The sequence below is a fragment of the Streptomyces glaucescens genome, from assembly GCF_000761215.1.
GTDB classification, from domain to species: domain Bacteria; phylum Actinomycetota; class Actinomycetes; order Streptomycetales; family Streptomycetaceae; genus Streptomyces; species Streptomyces glaucescens_B.
Genome location: NZ_CP009438.1, coordinates 876,400 through 896,319, shown reverse-complemented (window position 1 = coordinate 896,319; position 19,920 = coordinate 876,400). Strand labels below are relative to the sequence as shown.

At 74.7% G+C, this 19,920-nt stretch carries 19 protein-coding genes; 11 read left to right on the top strand and 8 right to left on the bottom strand.

Translation table 11 applies throughout. The features are described from left to right. The first annotated feature begins 3 nt into the window (after positions 1–3). Positions 4–1,299, top strand: a complete 1,296-nt coding sequence (locus SGLAU_RS03860) for a DUF6986 family protein (protein ID WP_043498383.1) — start codon at positions 4–6, stop codon at positions 1,297–1,299. A 506-nt stretch (positions 1,300–1,805) separates the two neighbouring features. Here SGLAU_RS03860 and SGLAU_RS03855 read toward each other — a convergent pair. Then, positions 1,806–2,855 (bottom strand): LacI family DNA-binding transcriptional regulator, encoded by a 1,050-nt coding sequence (locus SGLAU_RS03855; RefSeq protein ID WP_043498381.1) that lies wholly within the window; start codon positions 2,853–2,855, stop codon positions 1,806–1,808. Between the two features lie 209 nt (positions 2,856–3,064). On the opposite strand from SGLAU_RS03855, the gene SGLAU_RS03850 reads away from it, so the two are divergent. From SGLAU_RS03850 to SGLAU_RS03840, 3 genes are all read left to right on the top strand, one after another. Then, the gene (locus SGLAU_RS03850) at positions 3,065–4,018 is read left to right on the top strand and encodes an ROK family protein (protein ID WP_043498378.1); all 954 of its coding nucleotides are present in this window, start codon (positions 3,065–3,067) and stop codon (positions 4,016–4,018) included. 71 nt (positions 4,019–4,089) lie between these two features. Continuing rightward, positions 4,090–4,284 carry a hypothetical protein gene (locus tag SGLAU_RS03845; RefSeq protein ID WP_043498376.1) on the top strand — a complete coding sequence of 65 codons (195 nt, stop codon included), beginning with the start codon at positions 4,090–4,092 and terminating at the stop codon, positions 4,282–4,284. A 208-nt stretch (positions 4,285–4,492) separates the two neighbouring features. Continuing rightward, entirely contained in the window at positions 4,493–5,599 is a 1,107-nt protein-coding gene (locus tag SGLAU_RS03840; RefSeq protein ID WP_078957578.1) for an NUDIX hydrolase, read from the top strand. Here SGLAU_RS03840 and SGLAU_RS03835 read toward each other — a convergent pair. Then, complete coding sequence (locus SGLAU_RS03835) at positions 5,596–6,303, bottom strand: MBL fold metallo-hydrolase (protein ID WP_043498374.1); 708 nt, start codon at positions 6,301–6,303, stop codon at positions 5,596–5,598. The genes SGLAU_RS03840 and SGLAU_RS03835 overlap by 4 nt on opposite strands. A gap of 70 nt (positions 6,304–6,373) precedes the next feature. After that, on the bottom strand, positions 6,374–7,729 hold the full coding sequence (locus SGLAU_RS03830) for a dipeptidase (RefSeq protein ID WP_043498372.1): 1,356 nt from the start codon (positions 7,727–7,729) through the stop codon (positions 6,374–6,376). 170 nt (positions 7,730–7,899) lie between these two features. Between SGLAU_RS03830 and SGLAU_RS03825 the strand changes: the two genes are divergently transcribed. Continuing rightward, a complete protein-coding gene (locus SGLAU_RS03825) occupies positions 7,900–9,177 on the top strand; it encodes a geranylgeranyl reductase family protein (protein ID WP_043498370.1) in 1,278 nt (425 codons plus the stop codon). Positions 9,178–9,460: 283 nt separating this feature from the next. Here the strand turns inward: SGLAU_RS03825 and SGLAU_RS03820 are convergent, their stop codons facing one another. Then, positions 9,461–9,925, bottom strand: a complete 465-nt coding sequence (locus tag SGLAU_RS03820; RefSeq protein WP_043498368.1) for a nitroreductase family deazaflavin-dependent oxidoreductase — start codon at positions 9,923–9,925, stop codon at positions 9,461–9,463. A gap of 184 nt (positions 9,926–10,109) precedes the next feature. On the opposite strand from SGLAU_RS03820, the gene SGLAU_RS03815 reads away from it, so the two are divergent. The 3 genes from SGLAU_RS03815 to SGLAU_RS03805 all read left to right on the top strand — a co-directional run bounded on the left by SGLAU_RS03815 (position 10,110) and on the right by SGLAU_RS03805 (position 12,999). Beyond that, positions 10,110–10,904: a TetR/AcrR family transcriptional regulator gene (locus tag SGLAU_RS03815; protein ID WP_078957577.1), complete on the top strand. Its 795-nt coding sequence runs from the start codon at positions 10,110–10,112 to the stop codon at positions 10,902–10,904. 194 nt (positions 10,905–11,098) lie between these two features. Further along, positions 11,099–12,337: a sensor histidine kinase gene (locus SGLAU_RS03810; RefSeq protein ID WP_412556216.1), complete on the top strand. Its 1,239-nt coding sequence runs from the start codon at positions 11,099–11,101 to the stop codon at positions 12,335–12,337. Beyond that, positions 12,334–12,999 carry a response regulator gene (locus SGLAU_RS03805; RefSeq protein WP_043498365.1) on the top strand — a complete coding sequence of 222 codons (666 nt, stop codon included), beginning with the start codon at positions 12,334–12,336 and terminating at the stop codon, positions 12,997–12,999. Before SGLAU_RS03810 ends, SGLAU_RS03805 begins: the two co-directional genes overlap by 4 nt. On the opposite strand, the gene SGLAU_RS03800 is transcribed toward SGLAU_RS03805, so the two are convergent. Further along, entirely contained in the window at positions 12,960–13,244 is a 285-nt protein-coding gene (locus tag SGLAU_RS03800) for a DUF6332 family protein (RefSeq protein WP_043498364.1), read from the bottom strand. The two genes, SGLAU_RS03805 and SGLAU_RS03800, sit on opposite strands and share 40 nt — an antisense overlap. 71 nt (positions 13,245–13,315) lie before the next feature. Then, positions 13,316–14,803, bottom strand: coding sequence for an MFS transporter (locus SGLAU_RS03795; protein WP_043498363.1), 1,488 nt, complete (start codon positions 14,801–14,803; stop codon positions 13,316–13,318). 85 nt (positions 14,804–14,888) lie between these two features. Between SGLAU_RS03795 and SGLAU_RS03790 the strand changes: the two genes are divergently transcribed. After that, positions 14,889–15,296 carry a MarR family winged helix-turn-helix transcriptional regulator gene (locus SGLAU_RS03790; protein WP_043498361.1) on the top strand — a complete coding sequence of 136 codons (408 nt, stop codon included), beginning with the start codon at positions 14,889–14,891 and terminating at the stop codon, positions 15,294–15,296. Between the two features lie 116 nt (positions 15,297–15,412). Here the strand turns inward: SGLAU_RS03790 and SGLAU_RS03785 are convergent, their stop codons facing one another. Further along, complete coding sequence (locus SGLAU_RS03785) at positions 15,413–16,156, bottom strand: maleylpyruvate isomerase family mycothiol-dependent enzyme (protein WP_412556215.1); 744 nt, start codon at positions 16,154–16,156, stop codon at positions 15,413–15,415. A gap of 84 nt (positions 16,157–16,240) precedes the next feature. Next, the gene (locus SGLAU_RS03780) at positions 16,241–17,449 is read right to left on the bottom strand and encodes an MFS transporter (RefSeq protein ID WP_043498359.1); all 1,209 of its coding nucleotides are present in this window, start codon (positions 17,447–17,449) and stop codon (positions 16,241–16,243) included. 528 nt (positions 17,450–17,977) lie between these two features. Between SGLAU_RS03780 and SGLAU_RS03775 the strand changes: the two genes are divergently transcribed. Together SGLAU_RS03775 and SGLAU_RS03770 are read left to right on the top strand one after the other, a co-directional pair. After that, positions 17,978–19,219: a vanadium-dependent haloperoxidase gene (locus SGLAU_RS03775; RefSeq protein WP_043498356.1), complete on the top strand. Its 1,242-nt coding sequence runs from the start codon at positions 17,978–17,980 to the stop codon at positions 19,217–19,219. 147 nt (positions 19,220–19,366) lie between these two features. After that, a complete protein-coding gene (locus SGLAU_RS03770; RefSeq protein ID WP_099052760.1) occupies positions 19,367–19,906 on the top strand; it encodes a DUF2269 family protein in 540 nt (179 codons plus the stop codon). Positions 19,907–19,920: the final 14 nt, after the last annotated feature.

Below are 19,920 nucleotides of genomic sequence, written 5' to 3'. Positions count from 1 at the left end.
GGAATGGGTCAGGGGCAGCAGGAGCAGGTGGCGACGAGCCTCGCGGGCGCCGTCGGCGAGGAGATCGGCGCCTCCCTCGCGCCGGTCGACGCCGAGCTGGAGCGGCTCTACCCGGGCGACCCCGGTACCCGCCAGCCCGTCCACACCGTCTACGTCCCCGGCGACGCCTTCGCCGCCGGCACCATCCGCTCCTGGGGCGACCAGGCCCTCGCCGCCCTCGACGCCCACGCCCCGGACGCCGCGTCGTTCGCCGCCGTCCTCGGCCTGTCCGACGACCTCGCCGAGCCGGTGTACTCCCGGGTCCGCGCCAAGCTGAAGCGCGAGCCCATCGAGGACCTGCGCGTCGACTTCGAGGACGGCTACCAGGGCGGGGACGAGGACCAGGACGCGGCCCGCGCCGCCCGCCTGATCGCCGACGCCTGCCGGAACGGCACGGCGGCCCCCTACATGGGCATCCGCATGAAGTGCATGGAGGCCGCCGTCCGCGACCGCGGCATCCGCACCCTCGACGTCTTCCTCACCGGCCTGATGCGGGCCGGCGGACTGCCCGACGGGCTGGTCCTCACCCTGCCCAAGGTCACCTACCCGGAGCAGGTCACCGCCATGGTCCGGCTGCTGGAGGCCTTCGAGAAGGCGCACGGCCTGGAGCCCGGCCGGATCGGCTTCGAGATCCAGATCGAGACCAGCCAGTCCATCCTCGCCGCCGACGGCACCGCCACCGTCGCCCGGATGATCCAGGCCGCCGAGGGCCGCGCCACCGGCCTGCACTACGGAACCTTCGACTACAGCGCCTGTCTCGGTGTCTCCGCCGCCTACCAGGCCAGCGACCACCCGGCCGCCGACCACGCCAAGGCCGTCATGCAGGTCGCCGCCGCGGGCACCGGCGTCCGGGTCTCCGACGGCTCGACCAACGTGCTCCCGGTCGGCTCCACCGAGAAGGTCCACGACGCCTGGCGCCTGCACTACGGCCTCACCCGCCGTGCCCTGGCTCGCGCCTACTACCAGGGCTGGGACATGCACCCCGGCCACATCCCCACCCGCTACGCGGCCGTGTTCGCCTTCTACCGGGAGGGCTTCGAGCAGGCCGCCGGCCGCCTCGCCCGCTATGCCAGCCGGGCCGGCGGCGACGTCATGGACGAGCCCGCCACCGCCAAGGCGCTCAGCGGCTACCTGCTGCGCGGGCTGGACTGCGGCGCCCTCGACATCGCCGAGGTCGCCCGGCTGACCGGGCTCACCCGCGCCGACCTCCAGGGCTTCGCCGCGCCCCGCCGAGGTGACCTGACGGCCTCGGCCTCGTAACGCCCCGGTCGCGGCGGCCACCACCGGCCGGCGCCGTCACCGCCGCCCCGTGCCCTGCACGCCGCGCAACGACGTGGCACCGGCACGGGGGTGGTGACTCCGGCGGACCGCACGGGACCCACCGCCGGCCACACGCCCCGCGGGCCGTCCGAACGTACGGCGGCGGCCGGGCAACGGCGGCGGCTCCGGCGGCAGGCGCGGCAGCGGCCACGTCCTCGGCGGCGGCGACGCCCCGGGCGCCCGGACCACGCTCCTGCCGAAGCCGTAGGAACCGCTTTGGGCCGGACGCCGTCACAAACCGTCGCAGCCGGCGGCCAGGACCGGGACGGTCCCCGGGCACCGGCCGGTCCGAAGGCGGCAGCCGGTTGCCGGCGAGGAGACCGGACTCCTCGGGCCGGGCGCCCGGACAGGACAGCGGATGCGCCGGCGGCGCCTCGGCGGGGCCGGGCACGCGCAGCGTGCGGTCCACCCGGCCGCCGTGGCCGCCGTCGCCGGTCGCGGGGTGCTCAGTCCGCCGGGGGCAGCTCGCCGGAGCCACGGGCGATCAGCCGCGTCGGCAGCTCGATCCGTTCCGGGGTGACCAGGGAGCCGTCCAGCTGGCGGAACAGCCGTTCGGCGGCGGTGCGGCCGAGCGCCGCCGCGTCCTGGGCGACGACCGTGACCCCCGGCTGGAGCAGGTCGGCCAGCTCGAAGTCGTCGAAGCCGACCAGCGCGACCCGGCCGCTCCGCTCGGCCAGCACCCGGACGACAGTGACGGTGACCCGGTTGTTGCCCGTGAGGATCGCGGTGACCGGGGCCGGCCCGGAGAGCATCTCCTCGGCCGCGCGGCGCACCCGCCCCGGATCCGTGACACCCAGGGACATCCACGCGTCCTCGACGGCTATGCCCGCGTTCTCCAGGGCGGCCCGGTAGCCGCGCAGCCGCTCGGCGGCGGTGTGGATGCGGGGCATGTCACCGATGAAGCCGATGCGGCGGTGCCCGTGCGCGATCAAGTGGGCCACGCCGTCGCGGGCGCCGCCGTAGTTGTCGGAGAGCACCACGTCGGCGTCGATCTGCCCGGCCGGCCGGTCCACGAAGACGGTGGCGACGCCCGCCCTGATCTCCGGCTCGAGGTAGCGGTGGTCGTCACCGGCCGGGATCACCACCAGGCCGTCCACCCGGCGGGCGCACAGCGCCAGCGCCAGCTCCTGCTCGCGCTCCGGGTCCTCGGCGCTGGAACCGTTGATCAGCAGCGCGCCGTGGGCGCGGGCCACCTCCTCGACCGCGCGGCTCAGCGGGCCGTAGAACGGGTCGGCGAGGTCCTCGAGGACCAGGCCGACGCTGGCGGTACGGCCCTTGCGCAGCACCCGCGCGCTGTCGTTGCGGCGGAAGCCCAGGGCCGCTATGGCGTCCTGGACCCGCTGCTCGGTCTCCGGGGTCACGCCCGGCTCGCCGTTGACGACCCGGGAGACCGTCTTCAGTCCGACTCCGGCACGCGCCGCGACGTCCTTCATGGTGGGCCGGTTGCCGTAGCGGCTACCGGGGAGACGGTCGGCTCGGCGGATGGTCTCGGGCACGGTGCGCTGTCCTGTCCTGTGGTCCACGGGGTGCGTCGGTCCATGGGATGCATGGATGTGGCGTCGAGCATAGAACCTGGACAACGTTGTCATGGCCGGGAGAGACTGTCCATCGCACACTCCGGTACCGCGCCCCACCGCGGCACCGGTCCGCCCGTCTCCCCTGCGCAGGGGAGAAAACACCTGGTTGACGGGGAGATCCGACTCTGATGCACACCGACCTCGTGGCCGCGCTCGACATCGGCGGCACCAAGATCGCAGGCGCGCTGGTGGACGGCGGCGGCCGGATCGTGGTGCGGGCCCAGCGCCCGACGCCCGCCCGGGAGGACGGCGACACCGTCATGCGGGCCGTGGCGGACGTCCTCGGCGAGCTGGCCGCCGCGCCGGCGTGGCGCAGGGTGGACGCCGTCGGCATCGGCAGCGCGGGCCCCGTTGACGCCTCCGCGGGCACCGTCAGCCCGGTGAACGTGCCCGGCTGGCGGGGCTACCCGCTGGTCGAGCGGGTGCGGGCGGCGACGGGCGGACTCCCGGTCGAACTGATCGGCGACGGGGTGGCGATCACCGCCGCCGAACACTGGCAGGGCGCCGCGCGCGGTCACGACAACGCGCTGTGCATGGTGGTCTCCACGGGCGTCGGCGGCGGGCTGGTCCTGAACGGCAGAGTGCACCCGGGCCCCACCGGCAACGCCGGTCACATCGGTCACATCAGCGTGGACCTCGACGGCGACCCCTGCCCGTGCGGCGCGCGCGGCTGTGTGGAGCGCATCGCGAGCGGCCCCAACATCGCCCGGCGCGCCCTGGAGGGCGGCTGGCGTCCCGGCCCGGACGGCGACACCTCCGCCGCCGCGGTCGCCGCCGCGGCCCGGGCCGGCGATCCGGTCGCCGTGGCGTCCTTCCGGCGGGCCGCCCAGGCGCTGGCCGCGGGGATCGCGGCCACCGCGACCCTGGTCGAGATCGACATCGCCGTGGTCGGCGGTGGCGTCGGCAAGGCGGGCGACGTGCTGTTCGAGCCCCTGCGTTCGGCGCTCGCCGACTACGCCACCCTCTCCTTCGTCCGGCACCTCGCCGTGGCCCCGGCCCGGATGGGCACCGACGCCGGCCTGGTGGGCGCCGCCGCCGCGGCCCTCACCCGACGAGCGGACCCGGCCGCGGCGGCGGTGTGAGCGGGCGGGCACACCGGGCCCCGCGGACGGCCGGACCGTGACCTCGGGTCCGGTTCGCAGTTGGACGGGGCATGAAGAAGCGCAGCATGCTCGCCATCGCCTCCCTCGCCACCGGATTCGTCGTCGCGGCGATCACCCCGTCGCACGCGCTCGAGGAACAGCTGAACGAGCTCAACGTGGGCGACACCGTCAGCAGCCTCGACCCGGTCATCGCCACGAACAGCCTGGACACGCGCCCCGCACACGCGTCCGGCAAGGAGCACTGAGCGAGCGCCCGGGGCCCCTCGGCGATCACGCCGGGCTCGGCGACGGGCTGGTCCGGCCCCGATCGACGTGACGCCCCCGCGCCGGACGGCGCCGGCTCCCCGTGCCCGGGGGACCGGCGCCTTCCGTTTGTGCGCCCTCAACGAGGGCTGGTTTCCGTGGCAGGGTGGAGCGGGCAAGCCACAGGGGGCCAACAGAAGAGGGGGAAACGTGACCGTCGTCTGGATCAACGGCGCGTTCGGTGCGGGGAAGACCACGACCGCACGGGAACTGATCGAACTGATCCCGAACAGCACGCTCTTCGACCCCGAGGTCATCGGCGGCGGACTTCCGCTCCTGCTGCCGGCCAAACGCCTCGCCGAGGTCGGCGACTACCAGGACCTGCCGATCTGGCGCCGGCTCGTGATCGACACCGCGGCCGCGATGCTCGCCGAACTCGGCGGGACCCTGGTGGTGCCCATGACCCTGCTCCGGCAGGAGTACCGCGACGAGATCTTCGGCGGGCTGGCCGCCCGCCGCATCCCCGTCCACCACGTGCTGCTCGCCCCGGCCGAAACGATACTGCGCGAGCGCATAGCCGCCCGCGAGGTCCCCCCGGACCTCCCCGACGGCGACATGCGGATCCGGCAGTGGTCCTACGACCACATCGAGCCCTACCGGACCGCACTCGAAGCCTGGCTCGCCGCCGACGCCCACCTCGTCGACAACGGAGCCCTCACCCCCCGCCAGACCGCCGCGCGCATAGCGGACGCCGTCACCTCGGGCGCCGTCCCCGTCTGCGACATCGTGCAGACCCCCGAACCCACCGCGGAGACACTGGCCGCCGGAGTGCTGCTCTTCGACGAACGCGACCGGGTGCTGCTCGTCGACCCCACCTACAAGCCCGGCTGGGAGTTCCCCGGCGGCGTGGTGGAACCCGGCGAGGCGCCCGCCCGGGCCGGGATCCGCGAGGTCGCCGAGGAGACCGGCATCCACCTGGCGGACGAACCGCGGCTGCTCGTCGCCGACTGGGAACCGCCCGCACCGCCCGGCTACGGCGGACTGCGGCTGCTCTTCGACGGCGGCCGGCTCGACTCCGCCGACACCGGCCGGGTCCTGCTGCCCGGACCCGAACTGCGCGCCTGGCGCTTCGTCACCGAGGAGGAGGCCGCCGACCTGCTGCCACCCGTGCGCTACGCACGGCTGCGCTGGGCCCTGCGCGCCCGTGAACGCGGGGCGGCCGTGTACCTGGAGGCCGGCACCCCCGTCGGCGACCGCCTGGGCGAGGACCGGGACGTGCCCGGAGCACATCGCCCGCCCCGCACGGACACCCCCTAGGCGTAGGCCGCCGCCGCCTTCCTGAGGGCCTCACCGGCCCCGCCGAGCACCGGGTCACCGTGTCCGAAGCAGGCCACGTCCGTGTCCAGCGCGGCCAGCCGCCGGAAGGACGCGAGGGTCCGCGCCCGGTCCAGGTTCAGCGCGCCCATCATGACCGAGCCGTCCACCGGGGACGCCGCCACCGCGTCCCCGGTGAACAGCACACCGTGCTCGGGAAGGTGCAGCGCGATGCTGCCGTCCGTGTGGCCCGGCGCGTGGACGACCCGCGCCCCTCCGCCGAAGCCGAGGACATCGCCGTCGGACACCTCCGTGAGCCGCGCCGGACGCGGGAAGCCGTCGGGCGGCAGCAGCCGCAGCGCCGCGGCGTGGACCGGGGGCTCCCAGTCCTCGTACACCGGCGGCGGGCCCGGGAGTTCGCCCCGCACGAAGGGCGCGTCCAGCCGGTGCGCGTACACCTCCGCGCCGCTCAGCGCGGCGAACTCGCCCGCCCCGCCCACATGGTCCTCGTGGAAGTGCGTGAGCACGATCCGCCGTACGTCCCGCGGGGCCCGGCCGAGTGCGACGGTCACCTCGGCGAGCACGGCGCCGCAGCCGCCGGCACCGGCGTCGATCAGGGTCAGCTCGTCACCGTCGCGCCAGAGACAGGCCTGGCCGACCGGGAAACGCAGCAGACGCAGGCGGGGGAGCAGCTCGATGACGTCCATGACAGGACCGTAGGAGGGCCCCCGCCCGGCAGGCGAGGGCCCTCGGCTGTGGGCAGAGCGACGACCCGGCTCAGCTCGCCGCGTAGTTGCGCAGGAACAGCGCCTCCGCCACCGACAGCCGCTCCAGCTCCTCGGGCGACACGCTCTCGTTCACCGCGTGGATCTGCGCCTCCGGCTCGCTCAGGCCGATCAGCAGGATCTCCGCGCGCGGGTAGAGTGCCGCGAGGGTGTTGCACAGCGGGATCGAGCCGCCCTGCCCGGCGTACTGCATCTCCTCACCCGGGTACGCCACCGCCATCGCGTCGGCCATCGCCTGGTACGCGGGGCTGCTGGTGTCGGCCCGGAACGCCTGGCCCTGGCCGATCTGCTCCGTGCTCACCCGCGCGCCCCACGGCGTGTGCGCCTCCAGGTGCGCCTGGAGCAGCTTGGTCGCCTCGGCGGCGTCCACGCCCGGCGGCACCCTCAGGCTCACCAGCGCCCGGGCGCTCGCCTGCACCGACGGGGTGGCGCCGACCACCGGCGGGCAGTCGATGCCCAGCACGGTCACCGCGGGCCGCGCCCAGATCCGGTCGGCGACCGTGCCCGAGCCGATCAGCTCCACACCGTCCAGCACCCGGGCGTCCTTGCGGAACTGCTCCTCCTCGTACTGCAGACCGTTCCACGCCGCCGCACCGGCCAGCCCGTCCACCGTCGTCGACCCGTCCTCGGCGCGCAGCGAGTCCAGGACGCGGATCAGCGCGGCCAGCGCGTCCGGTGCGGCACCGCCGAACTGCCCCGAGTGCAGGTTGCCCGCGAGGGTGTCGATCCGGACGCGGACCAGGGTCATCCCCCGCAGCGTGGTGGTCACCGTCGGCAGGCCCACGCGGAAGTTGCCCGCGTCGCCGATGACGATGGTGTCCGCCGCCAGCAGCTCCGGGTGCGCCTCGGCGTACCGCTCCAGTCCGCCCGTGCCCATCTCCTCGGAGCCCTCGGCGATCACCTTCACGTGCACGGGTATGCCACCGTTCGCCTTCAGCGCGCGCAGCGCCAGCAGGTGCATGATCACGCCGCCCTTGCAGTCGGCGGCGCCCCGGCCGTACCAGCGGCCGTCCCGCTCCGTCAGCTCGAACGGCGGGGTGGTCCACGCCGACTCGTCGAGCGGCGGCTGGACGTCGTAGTGGGCGTACAGCAGGACCGTCCTGGCACCTTCGGGGCCGGGCAGGTAGCCGTACACCGACTGGGTGCCGTCCGGGGTGTCGAGCAGGGCCACGTCCTGGAAGCCCTCGGCGGTGAGCGCGTCGGCGACCCAGCGGGCCGCCCCCTCGCTCTCGCTCTTCGGGAACTGGTCGAAGTCCGCCACCGACTTGAAGGCCACCAGCTCGGTGAGCTCCGCCTTCGCCCTGGGCATCAGCGAGGCGACGGTCTCGGCGACCGGATTCGACGACATGGGCACGCTCCTTGTGGGTGCGACGTTGTACGGTGCGAATACCGTCGATCCTCCCACAGCGGTCCGCCGCGATCTTCGCCGTAGGATGCGGGGGACATGGGGTTCCCCCAGCTCGACGAGCCGAGAGCCGGGGGAGCGGCAGCCGGCAGGAGCGGGAGCAGTAGACCATCGTGAGCAGCGAGAACTCTTCGGCGGACGACGTCCGGCAGGTGTGGGACGTCGTCGTGGTGGGCGCGGGACCCGCGGGGGCCTCGGCCGCCTACGCGGCGGCGGTCGCGGGGCGGCGCGTGCTGCTGCTGGAGAAGGCGGAGCTGCCCCGCTACAAGACCTGCGGCGGCGGCATCATCGGCCCCTCGCGCGACGCGCTCCCGCCCGGCTTCGAGCTGCCGTTCAAGGACCGCGTGCACGCGGTGACGTTCTCCCACAACGGGCGCTTCACCCGCACCCGGCGCTCCCGGCAGATGCTCTTCGGGCTCATCAACCGTCCCGAGTTCGACCAGCGACTCGTCGAGCACGCGCAGAAGGCGGGCGCCGAGCTGCGCACCGGAGCGACCGTGCAGCGGGTCGAGCAGCACGGCTCGTCGGTCCCGGACCGGCGCACCGTCGCCGTCGTGCTCCAGGGCGGCGAGACGCTGCTGGCGCGGGCCGTGGTCGGCGCGGACGGCAGCGCGAGCCGCATAGGGGCGCACGTCGGCGTCAAGCTCGGGCAGGTGGACCTCGGGCTGGAGGCGGAGATCCCGGTGCCGGAGACCGTCGCCGAGGACTGGAAGGGGCGCGTCCTCATCGACTGGGGCCCCATTCCCGGCAGTTACGGGTGGGTGTTCCCCAAGGGCGACACCCTCACCGTCGGCGTGATCTCGGCGCGCGGCGAGGGCGCCGCCACCAAGCGGTACCTGGAGGACTTCATCGGGCGGCTCGGCCTCGCCGGTTTCGAACCGGCCATCTCCTCCGGGCACCTCACCCGCTGCCGTGCCGACGATTCGCCGCTCTCGCGCGGACGGGTGCTGGTGTGCGGGGACGCGGCGGGACTGCTGGAGCCGTGGACCCGGGAGGGCATCTCGTTCGCCCTGCGCTCCGGACGGCTCGCGGGGGAGTGGGCCGTACGCATCGCCGAGGCGCACGACGCGGTGGACGCCCGCCGCCAGGCCCTCAACTACGCGTTCGCCGTCAAGGCGGGGCTGGGCGTGGAGATGGCCGTCGGCAGGCGGCTGCTCCAGGTCTTCGAACGGCGGCCCGGACTGTTCCACGCGGCGCTGACCGGCCTCCGGCCGGCCTGGCGGGCCTTCATGGACATCACCCGCGGCTCGACGTCCCTCGGCGAGATCGTCCGGACCCGGCCCATCGCCCAGCGCGCGCTGGCGGCGCTGGACCGCCGGTCCGCGGCCGGGGACGGGGCCGGCGAGGGGGCCGGCCCGCGTGAGGCAGGGGAGGCGGGGCAGGCCGGATGACCGGCCAGGGCGGGTTGACTCGGCCGGGCCGGCTGGTGGGCCGGTGGGCCGGGCCGGCTGGTGGGCCGGTGGGCCGGTCCGGCTGGTGGGCCGGTGGGCCGGTCCGGCTGGTGGGCCGGTCGGGTCGGTGGGCCGCTCGGGCTGGTGGGGCCGTGAGGCGCGTACGGCCGCGCACGGGGAGGCCTGAGGCCGGTCGGGCCGTGCCGTGGCCGTGGCGTTCCCAAGGCCGGTGAGCCGTCCTCGGGGCGGTGAGCCGGTCTGAGTCCGGTCCGCCCGGCGCGGCTCAGCCGGCGGTCGAGGCCGGGGTGATCTCCACGCGGAAGACGGGGTGGTCGGGGGCGATGCGACGCAGTTCGGCGTCGGAGGAGTCGGGGCCGACACCGTTGAAGAAGACACCCACCTCGGCCTTCCACCGCTTGAGGTAGGCGCGCAGCAGTGGCGGCTTGTCGTCGTCGGCGACCTCGGCCGCGGTGAAGACGTCGGCTCTCGTGCCGAGCCGCAGCTCGCCGCCGCCGGCCGCGCGCATGTTGTGCGTCCACTGGACGTGGCCGCGCGGGGCGACGAGATAGTGCCGTCCGTCGACGGTCAGCAGGTTCACCGGCGTGGTCCGCCACTGACCGCTCTTGCGGCCGCGGACCGCGAGGACGCGGGAGCCCCAGACGCTGATGCCGCGGCGGGTCAGCCAGGCGACGGCGCGGTTGACGACGTTGACGGTGAGCCAGCCGGGCTTGCGGACGTGGGCGGACATGGCGGTTCTCCCTGAGGTCGGTGAGCGGTGCTCTCAAGCGTGAGCGTCGCACTGGCGGCTGAGCATTGCTCTCCTTTGTGAGCACTGCTCTCGCTTGAGAGCAGTGTGCACGAGAGCGCCGCGCCAAAGCAAGAGCGGTGCTCTCGTTTGTGTGCACTGCTCTGCATCATGGAAGACTCATCCCATGAGCGACAGCACTCAGGACACCCCCGGCATCAACGACACCCGGGGGCCGGGCACCACAGGTACCAGCAGCCCGACAGGCACCCAAAGCACCGCAGGCACCTCCAGCACCCCGCGTGGCGCCCGTGCCCGCGCCCGTAGGGAAGTCACGGAGGCCATCAAGGAGGAGGCCCGCCGCCAGCTCGCGGTCGACGGCGCCGCCAAGCTGTCCCTGCGCGCGGTCGCCCGCGAGCTGGGCATGGTCTCCTCCGCGCTCTACCGCTACTTCCCCAGCCGGGACGACCTGCTGACCGCGCTCATCATCGACGCCTACGACTCCCTCGGCGAGGCCGCCGAGACCGCGCACGACGCGGTCGCCGACGCCGGGCCCGTACGGCGCTGGACCGCCGTCTGCGAGGCGGTGCGCGGCTGGGCCCTGGCCCACCCCCACGAGTACGCCCTGATCTACGGCTCGCCCGTGCCCGGCTACACCGCCCCGCGGACCACGGTCCCGCCCGCGGCCCGCGTCGGTCTCCTGCTCATCCGGATCGTGCGCGACGCCCACCGCGGCAGGGGCGTGGCCAAGACGCCGCTGCCCGCCGAGCTGCGCACCGAGGCCGAGCGCCTGGCGGCGGACGTCGCCCCCGACCTGCCGCCCGAGGTGGTGGCCGTGCTCGTCGCGGCGTGGGCCGAGCTGTACGGGCTCGTGGGGTTCGAGGTGTTCGGCCAGTTCAACCGGATCGTCGAGGACCGCGAGCCGTTCTTCCGGCACGCCGTGGCCCGGCTCGCCCACTCCGTGGGACTGGTCCACGGCTGACCCGAGGACGGGGGGCAAGAGACCGCCGTCCGCGCCGGACCACTCCCTGCGCACGCGCACGGCGGCAACGGCGGCGGCACACGGCAGCTTCTTCCTGTATGACCGGTCCCGGGCGGACGTACCCCGTGAGGAGTACGGGTGACCACCTCCCGCGAGTGACGCGGACTCCCCGGCCGGCGTCTAGCGTGGCCGTCGTGGAGGAGCAGCGTGTGAGCCCGGGCGGCCCGCCCCGACGGTGGCGGCACGGTCCGCCGTGGGGGGACCGCCCGGACGATGCGGGGCGGCCGGCCCGGTGGCCGTGGCGTTCCACGGCGCTGCTCACCGTGTTCGTCCTGGTGGGCTCGCAGTTCGCCGCGCGCGGCCAGGAGGGCGAGCGGGCGGCCCTCGACCCCTTCGCCCGGGTGCTGCTGGTGCTGGCCGCGGGGCAGCTGCTGTGGCGGCACCGGCATCCCCGGGCCGTGGTGTTCGGGACGGCGGCGGCCGTGGCGGTCTGTCTGGGTGCCGGATACCCGTACGGGCCGGTGCTGCTGACCGTCGCGGTCGCCTGTTTCGCCGCGGTCGTCGCCGGGCACCGCAAGGCCGCCTGGGCGGCGCTCGGAATGCTGTGGGCGGCGCATGTGCTGGTCGCACACTGGCTCTACCGGTGGCTGTCGCCGTCCGGGGACGTGCCCGCCTCCTGGACGCAGGAGGCGGTGGTCGCCGCCTGGGTGGTCGCGATCGTCGCCCTCGCCGAGCTGGCCCGGGCCCGGCGTGAGCAGTGGGCCCGGGAACGCGCCGAGCGGGCCCAGGCGGCGCGGCGCCGCGCCGACGAGGAACGGCTGCGGATCGCCCGCGAGCTGCACGACGTCCTCGCGCACAGCCTCTCCGTGATCAATGTGCAGGCGGGTGTCGGGCTCGCCCTGCTCGACTCAGACCCCGAGCAGGCGCGCACCGCGCTGACCACCATCAAGGGTGCGAGCAAGGAGGCGCTGGGCGAGGTCCGCCAGGTGCTCGACACGCTGCGCGCCCCCGGTGCCGCGCCGCGCGCCCCCGCCCCCGGCCTGGACCGGCTGCCCGAGCTGGTCGAGGCGGCGGCCGACGCGGGCCTCACGGTCCGGGTCGACGGCACGGCTCCGCGATTGCCCCCGGCCGCGGACCTCGCCGCCTTCCGGATCGTCCAGGAGGCGCTCACCAACGTCGTACGCCACTCCGGGTCCCGCAACGCGCGCGTGCGGCTCACCGGTGACCGCGGCACGCTGCGGCTGCGGATCGACGACGACGGGCCCGCGACCGGCGCCGACGCGGGGGGCGGCGGGAACGGTCTGGCCGGGATGCGGGAGCGGGCCGCCGCACTGGGGGGCACCATCGAGGCGGGTCCGCGGCCCGGCGGAGGGTTCCGGGTGGACGCCGTACTGCCGCTGTCGCCGCCGCGGCCCGAGGAGGAGGACCGGTGATCCGTGTACTGCTCGCCGACGACCAGCATCTGGTGCGCGCCGGGTTCCGCGCGCTGCTGGACGCGCAGCCGGACATCGAGGTCGTCGCGGAGGCCGCCGACGGCGAGGAGGCGCTGCGCGCGGTGCGCGAACTGCGCCCCGGCGTCGTGCTGATGGACATCCGCATGCCCGCCCTCGACGGACTCGCCGCGACCCGCCGGATCACCGGGGACGCCGCGCTCGCGGAGACCAAGGTGATCATGCTGACCACGTTCGAGCTGGACGAGTACGTCTTCGAGGCCATCCGTGGGGGCGCTTCCGGTTTCCTGGTGAAGGACACCGAACCGGACGAACTGCTGCGCGCGGTCCGGGCGGTGGTGGCCGGTGACGCCCTGCTGTCCCCGGGGGTGACCCGGCGGCTGATCGCGGAGTTCGCCGCCCGCTCCAAGGAGCCCGCGGCGGCCGGCGCGCTGACCTCGCTCACCGAGCGGGAGCGGGAGGTGATGGCCCTGGTCGGCATCGGGCTGTCCAACGAGGAGATCGCCCGCCGCCTGGTCGTCAGCCCGCTCACCGCCAAGACCCATGTGAGCCGCACGATGGTGAAGCTGGGCGCCCGCGACCGGGCCCAGCTCGTCGTGCTGGCCTACGAGTCCGGGTTGGTGCGACCGGGCTGGCTCGGCTGAGGTGCCGTCCGGAAACGGACCAGCACGGTGATCACCCGGGCCGCGAACAGCACCGGTGCGACCACCTGGCCGGTGTGCAGCAGCAGCGCGGACAGCGTGCGCGGCAGCTCGAACAGCAGCGCCGGACCGGCGATCGCCCCGAAGACCACCGCCGCCGCGAACGCCGCGCTGCACAGCGCGTATCCGATCTCGACGGTGATCGCGTCCCGTTCGGCCTGACTGCGCCGTCCCCCGTGTCCGGTCATGCCGCGAGTCTCACAGCCGCGCGCCCGGCGGGCAAGCCTGCCCCGCCGGGCGCGCTCGGGTGGCGGACCCCCTAGTCGCGTACCGGGACGCGTTCCGCCTCCGGGGTGGTGGACCTGGCGACCACGACCGATGCCCGCGCGGGCCGGTCGCGCAGACCGGTCAGGGCGATCAGCAGGCCGGCCACGGCGATGCCCGTGACCACGAGCAGGCCCGGCCGGTAGCTGTCGAGGACGGCCTGTGGGCCGGCGTTCTCCGGGGTGTGGGCGGTGACCACCGCCGTCACCACGGCGAGGAAGATCGCGCCGCCGACCTGCACCGAGGTGTTGAGGAGTCCGGAGACCATGCCCTGCTCGTGGTCGTCGACCCCGTTGGTGGCCTGGATGTTCAGCGACGGGAAGACCAGTGCGCAGGCGGCGCCGATCAGCAGCATGCTCGGCAGGATCGCCACCGCGTAGACCGGGTGGAGGTCGACGCCGAGGAAGAGCGCGTAACCGGCGACCATCAGCCCGAAGCCGACGGCGATCAGGCGCGGGGTGCCGAACCGGTCGACGATCGCGCCGACCTTCGTCGACGACACCGCCACCAGCGCGCCCGCCGGCAGGAAGGCGAGCGCCGTGTGCAGCGCGGACCAGCCCAGCAGCGACTGCATGTACAGGGTGACCAGGAACTGGAAGCCGACGTACGAGCCGAAGAAGGCCATGGCGCCGAGCTGGGCGCGCACCTGGGTGCCGGAACGCAGCACGCCGAGCCGCACCAGCGGCCCCGGCGAGCGCCGCTCGACCAGCACGAACGCCGTCAGCAGCACGGCCACCGCCAGGAAGGACAGCAGGGTGCGGGCGGCGGCCCAGCCGGCCTCCGGGGCCTGGACGACGGTGAACACCAGCAGCAGCATGGCGGCGGTGCCGAGGACGGCGCCGGGGATGTCGTAGCCGCGGTGGTCGCGTTCGCGGGCGCTGTGCGGGAGCAGCTTCAGACCGGCGGCCAGCGCGACCAGGGCGATGGGCGCGGGCAGCAGCATGGTCAGCCGCCAGCTCGCCTCGGTGAGCAGGCCCGACAGCACCAGGCCCATCGAGAAGCCGGTGGCGGCGCAGGTGGTGTAGATGGACAGGGCCCGGTTGCGCAGCGGCCCTTCGGGGAACGTCGTGGTGATGATCGACAGGCCGGCCGGGGCGGTGAAGGCCGCGCTCAGTCCCTTGACGAAGCGGCTGGCGATGAGGAGCGGGCCGGAGTCGACGAGTCCGCCGAGGAGCGAGGCGAGGGCGAAGACACCCAGGGCCACCAGGAAGACCCGGCGCCGGCCCAGCAGGTCGGCGGTGCGTCCGCCGAGCAGCAGCAGGCCGCCGTAGCCGAGGATGTAGCCGCTGACGATCCATTGCAGGGTCGAGGTGGACAGGCCCAGGTCGGCGCCGATGGACGGCAGGGCCACGCCGACCATGGACACGTCCAGCGCGTCGAGGAACATCGCGGCGCAGAGCACGAGCAGGGTGCCCCACAGCCGGGGTGTCCAGCGCACCTCGGGCCGCACCTCGGGTGTGGAAGCGGTGAGCGGAGAGGTCATGGCAGGGACAGTACATGCACCTGCATCCAATGCAAACGCATTTAATGTCGATGCAACAAAGCGACTTCTCTGCTACGGTGCGAACATGGCGGCGAAGAAGGCGGCCGAGCAGGCGCTTGTGGAGCAGTGGCGGGGCATCCTCGCGCTGCACGCGCACACCCAGTGGGAACTCGACCGGGCCCTGCACGGGCACGGCCTGTGCGCCAGTGACTTCGAGGTCCTCGACGTGCTGGCCGAGGGCGAGACGCCGAAGGGCCCCTGCAGCTACCGCGTGCAGGAGATCTCCGAGCACGTCCACCTCAGCCAGAGCGCGCTCTCCCGGCTGATCGCGCGGCTGGAGAAGGACGGGCTGGTCAGCCGGGGCATGTGCCCGGAGGACCGGCGCGGGGTGCGGGTTGCCCTCACCGACAAGGGGCGCGCCCTGCACGCCGAGGTGCTGCCGGTGCAGCGGGCGGTGCTGACCCGCATGCTGAGCCCGGAGTCGTCGGACTGAGCCCGGAGTCGTCGGACTGAGCCCCGGCACGTCGGACTGGGCCCGCGCGGGCAGGGCCGGTGCGGACGCGCGGGGCCGAGTCCGGCGTGCGGCGGGCCGAGCCCGCGGGCGCGGACTCACACGGCCGAGCGCTCCCGCCACAGCTCGGCCAGCGCCCGGTCGCCGGTCACCGAGGGAACGGGCAGCCGGTTCCACAGCGCCAGGTACAACTCCTCGGCACGGCCGGACAGTTCGCAGTCGGCCTCGCCCGAGGCGCCCCGCGTCGTCACCGGCGGTTCCGGCGACAGCCGTACGGTCCACACCGCGTCCGTGTCGGTGGCGCGCACGCGCAGCGTGCGGGGCTCGTCCGTGCGCACCCGGCTCCGGGAGCGGGCCTGGAAGCCGCGCAGCAGCTCGTCGATGCCGTCCGTCGCGAAGTCGCCGTCCACCCGGCCCGGGACGCCGCCGAGCGCCGCCTCCGCGTCGAAGCGGTGCACGGCGGTCTCGTGGGCCTGCCGGCGGGCCCAGAACTCCAGGGGCGAGGGCGCGGGCAGGAACGCCCAGCACGCCACGTCCGGCGCCGCCGCGGCGAGCGTGTCGACGAGGCGGCGGTGCTCCTCCCGGTACCAGGCGACCAGTTCGGGGCCGTCGAGGTCCGGCGGATCGCCGAGGGGGCGCCCCTCGGTGTGCCCTTCCCGGATGTACGAGGCGGCCCAGCCGTGCACCGTGCCGGTGTGCCGCAACAGGTCGCGCACCTGCCAGTCGGGGCAGGTCGGCACCTTCGCGCCGGTCCCGGCCCGCTCGGCGGCGGAGGCGAGCGATCGGCCTTCCCTGTCGAGGATCTCGAGGTAGCGGCCTGTCTCCAGAGCAGTGGATTCCATGGTGCGGAGTCTGCCGGACGGAACACGCTCCGGGGCAAGGCGTTTTTCCCGCCGCCCCGGCGCGTACAACGTGCTCCGGCTCCGCTACGCCGTGACGCGCCGGGTCGCGACCCCGATCAGCGCGGCCACCGCGGCGAGTGCCGCCACGCTGGTCAGGGCGGCCGGCAGGGAGAACCAGTCGGCCATGAAGCCGATGACGGGCGGGCCCAGGAGCATGCCCCCGTAGCCCAGCGTGGAGGCGACCGCCACCCCGCCGGGACCGGCGAGCGCGCCCGCCCGCTCCACCGCGACCGGGAAGAGGTTGGCGAGGCCGAGGCCGGCCACCGCGAAACCGAGCAGCGCGGCCCACAGCGAGGGCGCCAGCGAGCCGAGCAGCATGCCGGCCGCCGCGGTTGCACCGCCCGCGACCACGGTGCGGGTCCGGCCGAAACGTTCCAGCAGGACCGTTCCGCTCAGCCGGCCCAGGGTCATGGCGAGCGCGAAGCAGGAGTAGCCGATCGCCGCGACGCCAGGGGAGGCGTCGAGGTCCTGCTCCAGGTGGAGCGCGCCCCAGTCGGCGAGTGCGCCCTCGCCGTACGCCGTGCACAGGGCGATCAGGCCGAAGACGGCCACCAGCGCACGGGTGCGGCGGTCGGGGCGGGGGCGGGGCTGGCCGCTCGGGGCGGCCCGTCCGCCGGCCGTGCGCTCCGGCGGCCGGGGCGGATTCCCTGTTTCCGGCGGCTTCGGCGGCCGGTGGCGCAGCAGCGTCGGTGCCGCGAGGGCGGTCACGAGCAGGCCGGTCAGGGCCAGGATCATCAGGTGGCGGGTGGGGGACAGGGCGCCCGCGACCAGTGCGCCCAGTCCCGCGCCGATCATGCCGCCCAGGCTGAACGCGGCGTGGAAGCTCGGCATGACCGGCCGTCGCAGGGCGGCGACCAGCTCGACCGCGGCGCTGTTGAAGGCGACGTTGATCCCGCCGTACGCCGCGCCGAAGACCAGCAGCACCGCGCCGAGGGCGAGCACGGAGTGGGTGAGCGGGGGCAGGGCGACGCTGAGCGACAGCAGGACCGCGCAGGCGACGGTGACCTGGTGGTTGCCGAACCTGCGGCAGAGCCGTCCGGTGAGGACCATCGTGACGACCGCACCGGCGGAGACGCCGAGCAGGGCGAGACCGAGGGTGCTGGGGGAGGCGCCGGTCTGTTCCTTGATGGCGGGGATGCGGACGACCCACCCGGCGAAGACGAAACCGTCGAGGGCGAAGAAGGTGGTCAGGGCTGCGCGGAGCCGGGCGAGGTCGCCGGCGGGACCCGGCACGACGCTGTGCGAACGGGTTTTGTTTATTTGCGGCACAAAAGCCAGGGTAGGAGCCTGCCGGGCCCGGGGCAAGGGGCGGCGGCCCGGCCCGTCCCGGCCGCTTGTAACGCGCGCATGACAGCGTCACGACAGTGCCGTGGCAGTGCCGTTGCGGGTCCCGCGAAGCCGCCCGACCTGTATTGACCGGCTTCTGACCCGTCGTTACGTTCGACGGCATGCGGATCTTCGATCGCTTCTCCCGGCGGCGGGCCATCGACCTGATGCGCGTCACCACCGCGGTATGTAGCTGAACTTCCCCACCGCGCCGGTCACCTCCGGGACCGCGCACCGGGTGGCCGGCGGCTTCGACGGCATGCCGCCCCGGCCGCCCCGGCGGGCTTCGGCCTCCTCACCGAACACGTGGGCGCCCCCTCCGGGCACGCCGACACTTGCGCTCCGCCACCAGGGTGCCACCCTGCGCGATCATTGCGGTCGACCGGGACCCGCCGGCCGGGCCGTCGCCGCACCCCTCTGACCGAAGGACACCGCATGAGTACGCCGAGAACCCGCTCCGCCCTCGTCGCGCTGGGCGCGGCGGCACTGCTGACCACCTCCGTCGCGGTCCCGCAGGCCACCGCGGCCGACCGCACCCCGACGGCCTTCACCTGGTACGACACCACGGCCGAGACCATCGCGACGGCCGGTGCGCCCACCCAGGTCACCAACAGCCGTACCTGGGCCATCGGATGGCTCGCGGCGGCCCGGGCGACCCGCGCCGTGCCCCGGGGCGTGGAGCGCGGCCCCTACCAGGAGGCGGCGCTCGCCGCGGCCGTGCACCGCGCCCTCGTCGCCCTCGCGCCCGGCCGGACCGAACAGCTCGACGCGAAGCTCCGCACGACACTCGACGCGATCCCGGACGGTCCGGCGGAGCGGCGCGGCACCGCCGCCGGACGGCGCCAGGCCGACCTCCTCCTCGCCGCGCGGCAGGGCGACGGCCTCGACCCGGCCTCGGTGAACGCCCCGTACCCCGTGCGGCCCGCGGCGCCCGGCGTCTGGCAGCCGACACCGCCCGCCTACGCGCCGGCCGTCCAGTACGGCAACCGGCTCGCCCAGCCGTTCACGCTGACCAGCCCGCACCAGTTCCGGCTCGGCCCGCCGCCCGCCCCCGATTCCGCCCGCCACGCCGCCGACCTCGCGGAGGTCCGGGCGTACGGGGCCGCGGACAGCACGGTGCGCAGCCCGCACCAGACGGAGACCGCCGCCTTCTGGTACGGCTCCTCCCTCACCCTCTACACCGAACCGCTCCGGGTGGCGCTGTCCCGCACGGACCAGGGCGTCGCCGGGCAGGCACGGCTGGTCGCGCTCTTCCACGTCGCCCTGGTGGACACGCAGATCGCCACCTCCGACAGCAAGTACGCGTACGAGCGCTGGCGTCCCGTGACGGCGATCCGCACCGGATCCGTCGACCCGGACCCGCAGTGGACGCCGCTGCACACCACGCCCGCGCACCCCGACTACCCGAGCGGCCACACCACCTACTCGGGCGCCGCCGAGGCCGTGCTGTCGACGCTCGCCGGGCCGCGCACCGCCCCGTTCGACCTGACCAGCCCCACCGCGCCCGGCGTGACCCGGACGTACACCACCTGGAAGCAGCTCTCGGACGAGAACGTGGACGCCCGCGTCCTCTCCGGCATCCACACCCGCAGCGCCGACGAGGCGGGCATCACGCTCGGCAAGAACGTGGCCCGGCACACGCTCCGGAACGCGGCGAGGCTCCTCGCCGCCCGCTAGGCACCCCCGCCCGCGTCACCCGCGCCCGCGTCACCCGCGCCCGCGGCGGCGCGCACGCTCCTCCGGTGCGCGTACGCCGTGGGAAGCACGCGGGGTCACTCCCGCCGTCGGACGCCCGCGGCGGCGCCGCCGGGCAGCGTGGGAGACGTGAAACTCAGCCGACCCGCACGCCGGGCCCTCCTCGTCGTCCACGTGGCCGCCTCCGCCGGCTGGCTCGGGCTCACGCTCGGGCTGCTCGCCCTCGGCATCACCGCGACCACCACCGGTTCCGCACCGGCCGTGACGGCCGCCGTGCGGAGCATGAAGCTCTTCGCCGACTGGCTGCTGCTCCCCGCCGCGTTCCTCACCCTGCTCAGCGGACTGGTGCTCGCCCTGGGCACCGCGTGGGGGCTGGCGCGGCACCGATGGGTGTACACCAAGTTCTGGCTCACGCTGGCCACGACCACCGCGACCGTGCTCGCCCTGCGTCCCGGGGTGAACGAGGCGGTCGCCGCCGTCTCCGGCGGACGGCCGCTGCCGGACGCCGGGGACGTGCTCTTCGGCCCGGCCGTCTCGCTGTCCGCCTACGTCTTCATGACGGCGGTCTCGGTCCTGAAGCCCTGGGGCCCGACCCGGCGGGGCCGGAAGCGGCGGGCGGGTTCCGGGCCGACCCCACCGGCTGCCGGGCGGGTGCGGCAGCCGGCCTGACCGGTCTCAGGGAC

Coding starts and splice junctions, on each gene's coding strand:
- SGLAU_RS03860 (WP_043498383.1), top strand. CDS start 4: ATGGGTCAGGGGCAGCAGGAGCAGGTGGCGACGAGCCTCGCGGGCGCC.
- SGLAU_RS03850 (WP_043498378.1), top strand. CDS start 3,065: ATGCACACCGACCTCGTGGCCGCGCTCGACATCGGCGGCACCAAGATC.
- SGLAU_RS03845 (WP_043498376.1), top strand. CDS start 4,090: ATGAAGAAGCGCAGCATGCTCGCCATCGCCTCCCTCGCCACCGGATTC.
- SGLAU_RS03835 (WP_043498374.1), bottom strand. CDS start 6,303: ATGGACGTCATCGAGCTGCTCCCCCGCCTGCGTCTGCTGCGTTTCCCG.
- SGLAU_RS03830 (WP_043498372.1), bottom strand. CDS start 7,729: ATGTCGTCGAATCCGGTCGCCGAGACCGTCGCCTCGCTGATGCCCAGG.
- SGLAU_RS03820 (WP_043498368.1), bottom strand. CDS start 9,925: ATGTCCGCCCACGTCCGCAAGCCCGGCTGGCTCACCGTCAACGTCGTC.
- SGLAU_RS03815 (WP_078957577.1), top strand. CDS start 10,110: ATGAGCGACAGCACTCAGGACACCCCCGGCATCAACGACACCCGGGGG.
- SGLAU_RS03800 (WP_043498364.1), bottom strand. CDS start 13,244: ATGACCGGACACGGGGGACGGCGCAGTCAGGCCGAACGGGACGCGATC.
- SGLAU_RS03795 (WP_043498363.1), bottom strand. CDS start 14,803: ATGACCTCTCCGCTCACCGCTTCCACACCCGAGGTGCGGCCCGAGGTG.
- SGLAU_RS03790 (WP_043498361.1), top strand. CDS start 14,889: ATGGCGGCGAAGAAGGCGGCCGAGCAGGCGCTTGTGGAGCAGTGGCGG.
- SGLAU_RS03785 (WP_412556215.1), bottom strand. CDS start 16,156: ATGGAATCCACTGCTCTGGAGACAGGCCGCTACCTCGAGATCCTCGAC.
- SGLAU_RS03775 (WP_043498356.1), top strand. CDS start 17,978: ATGAGTACGCCGAGAACCCGCTCCGCCCTCGTCGCGCTGGGCGCGGCG.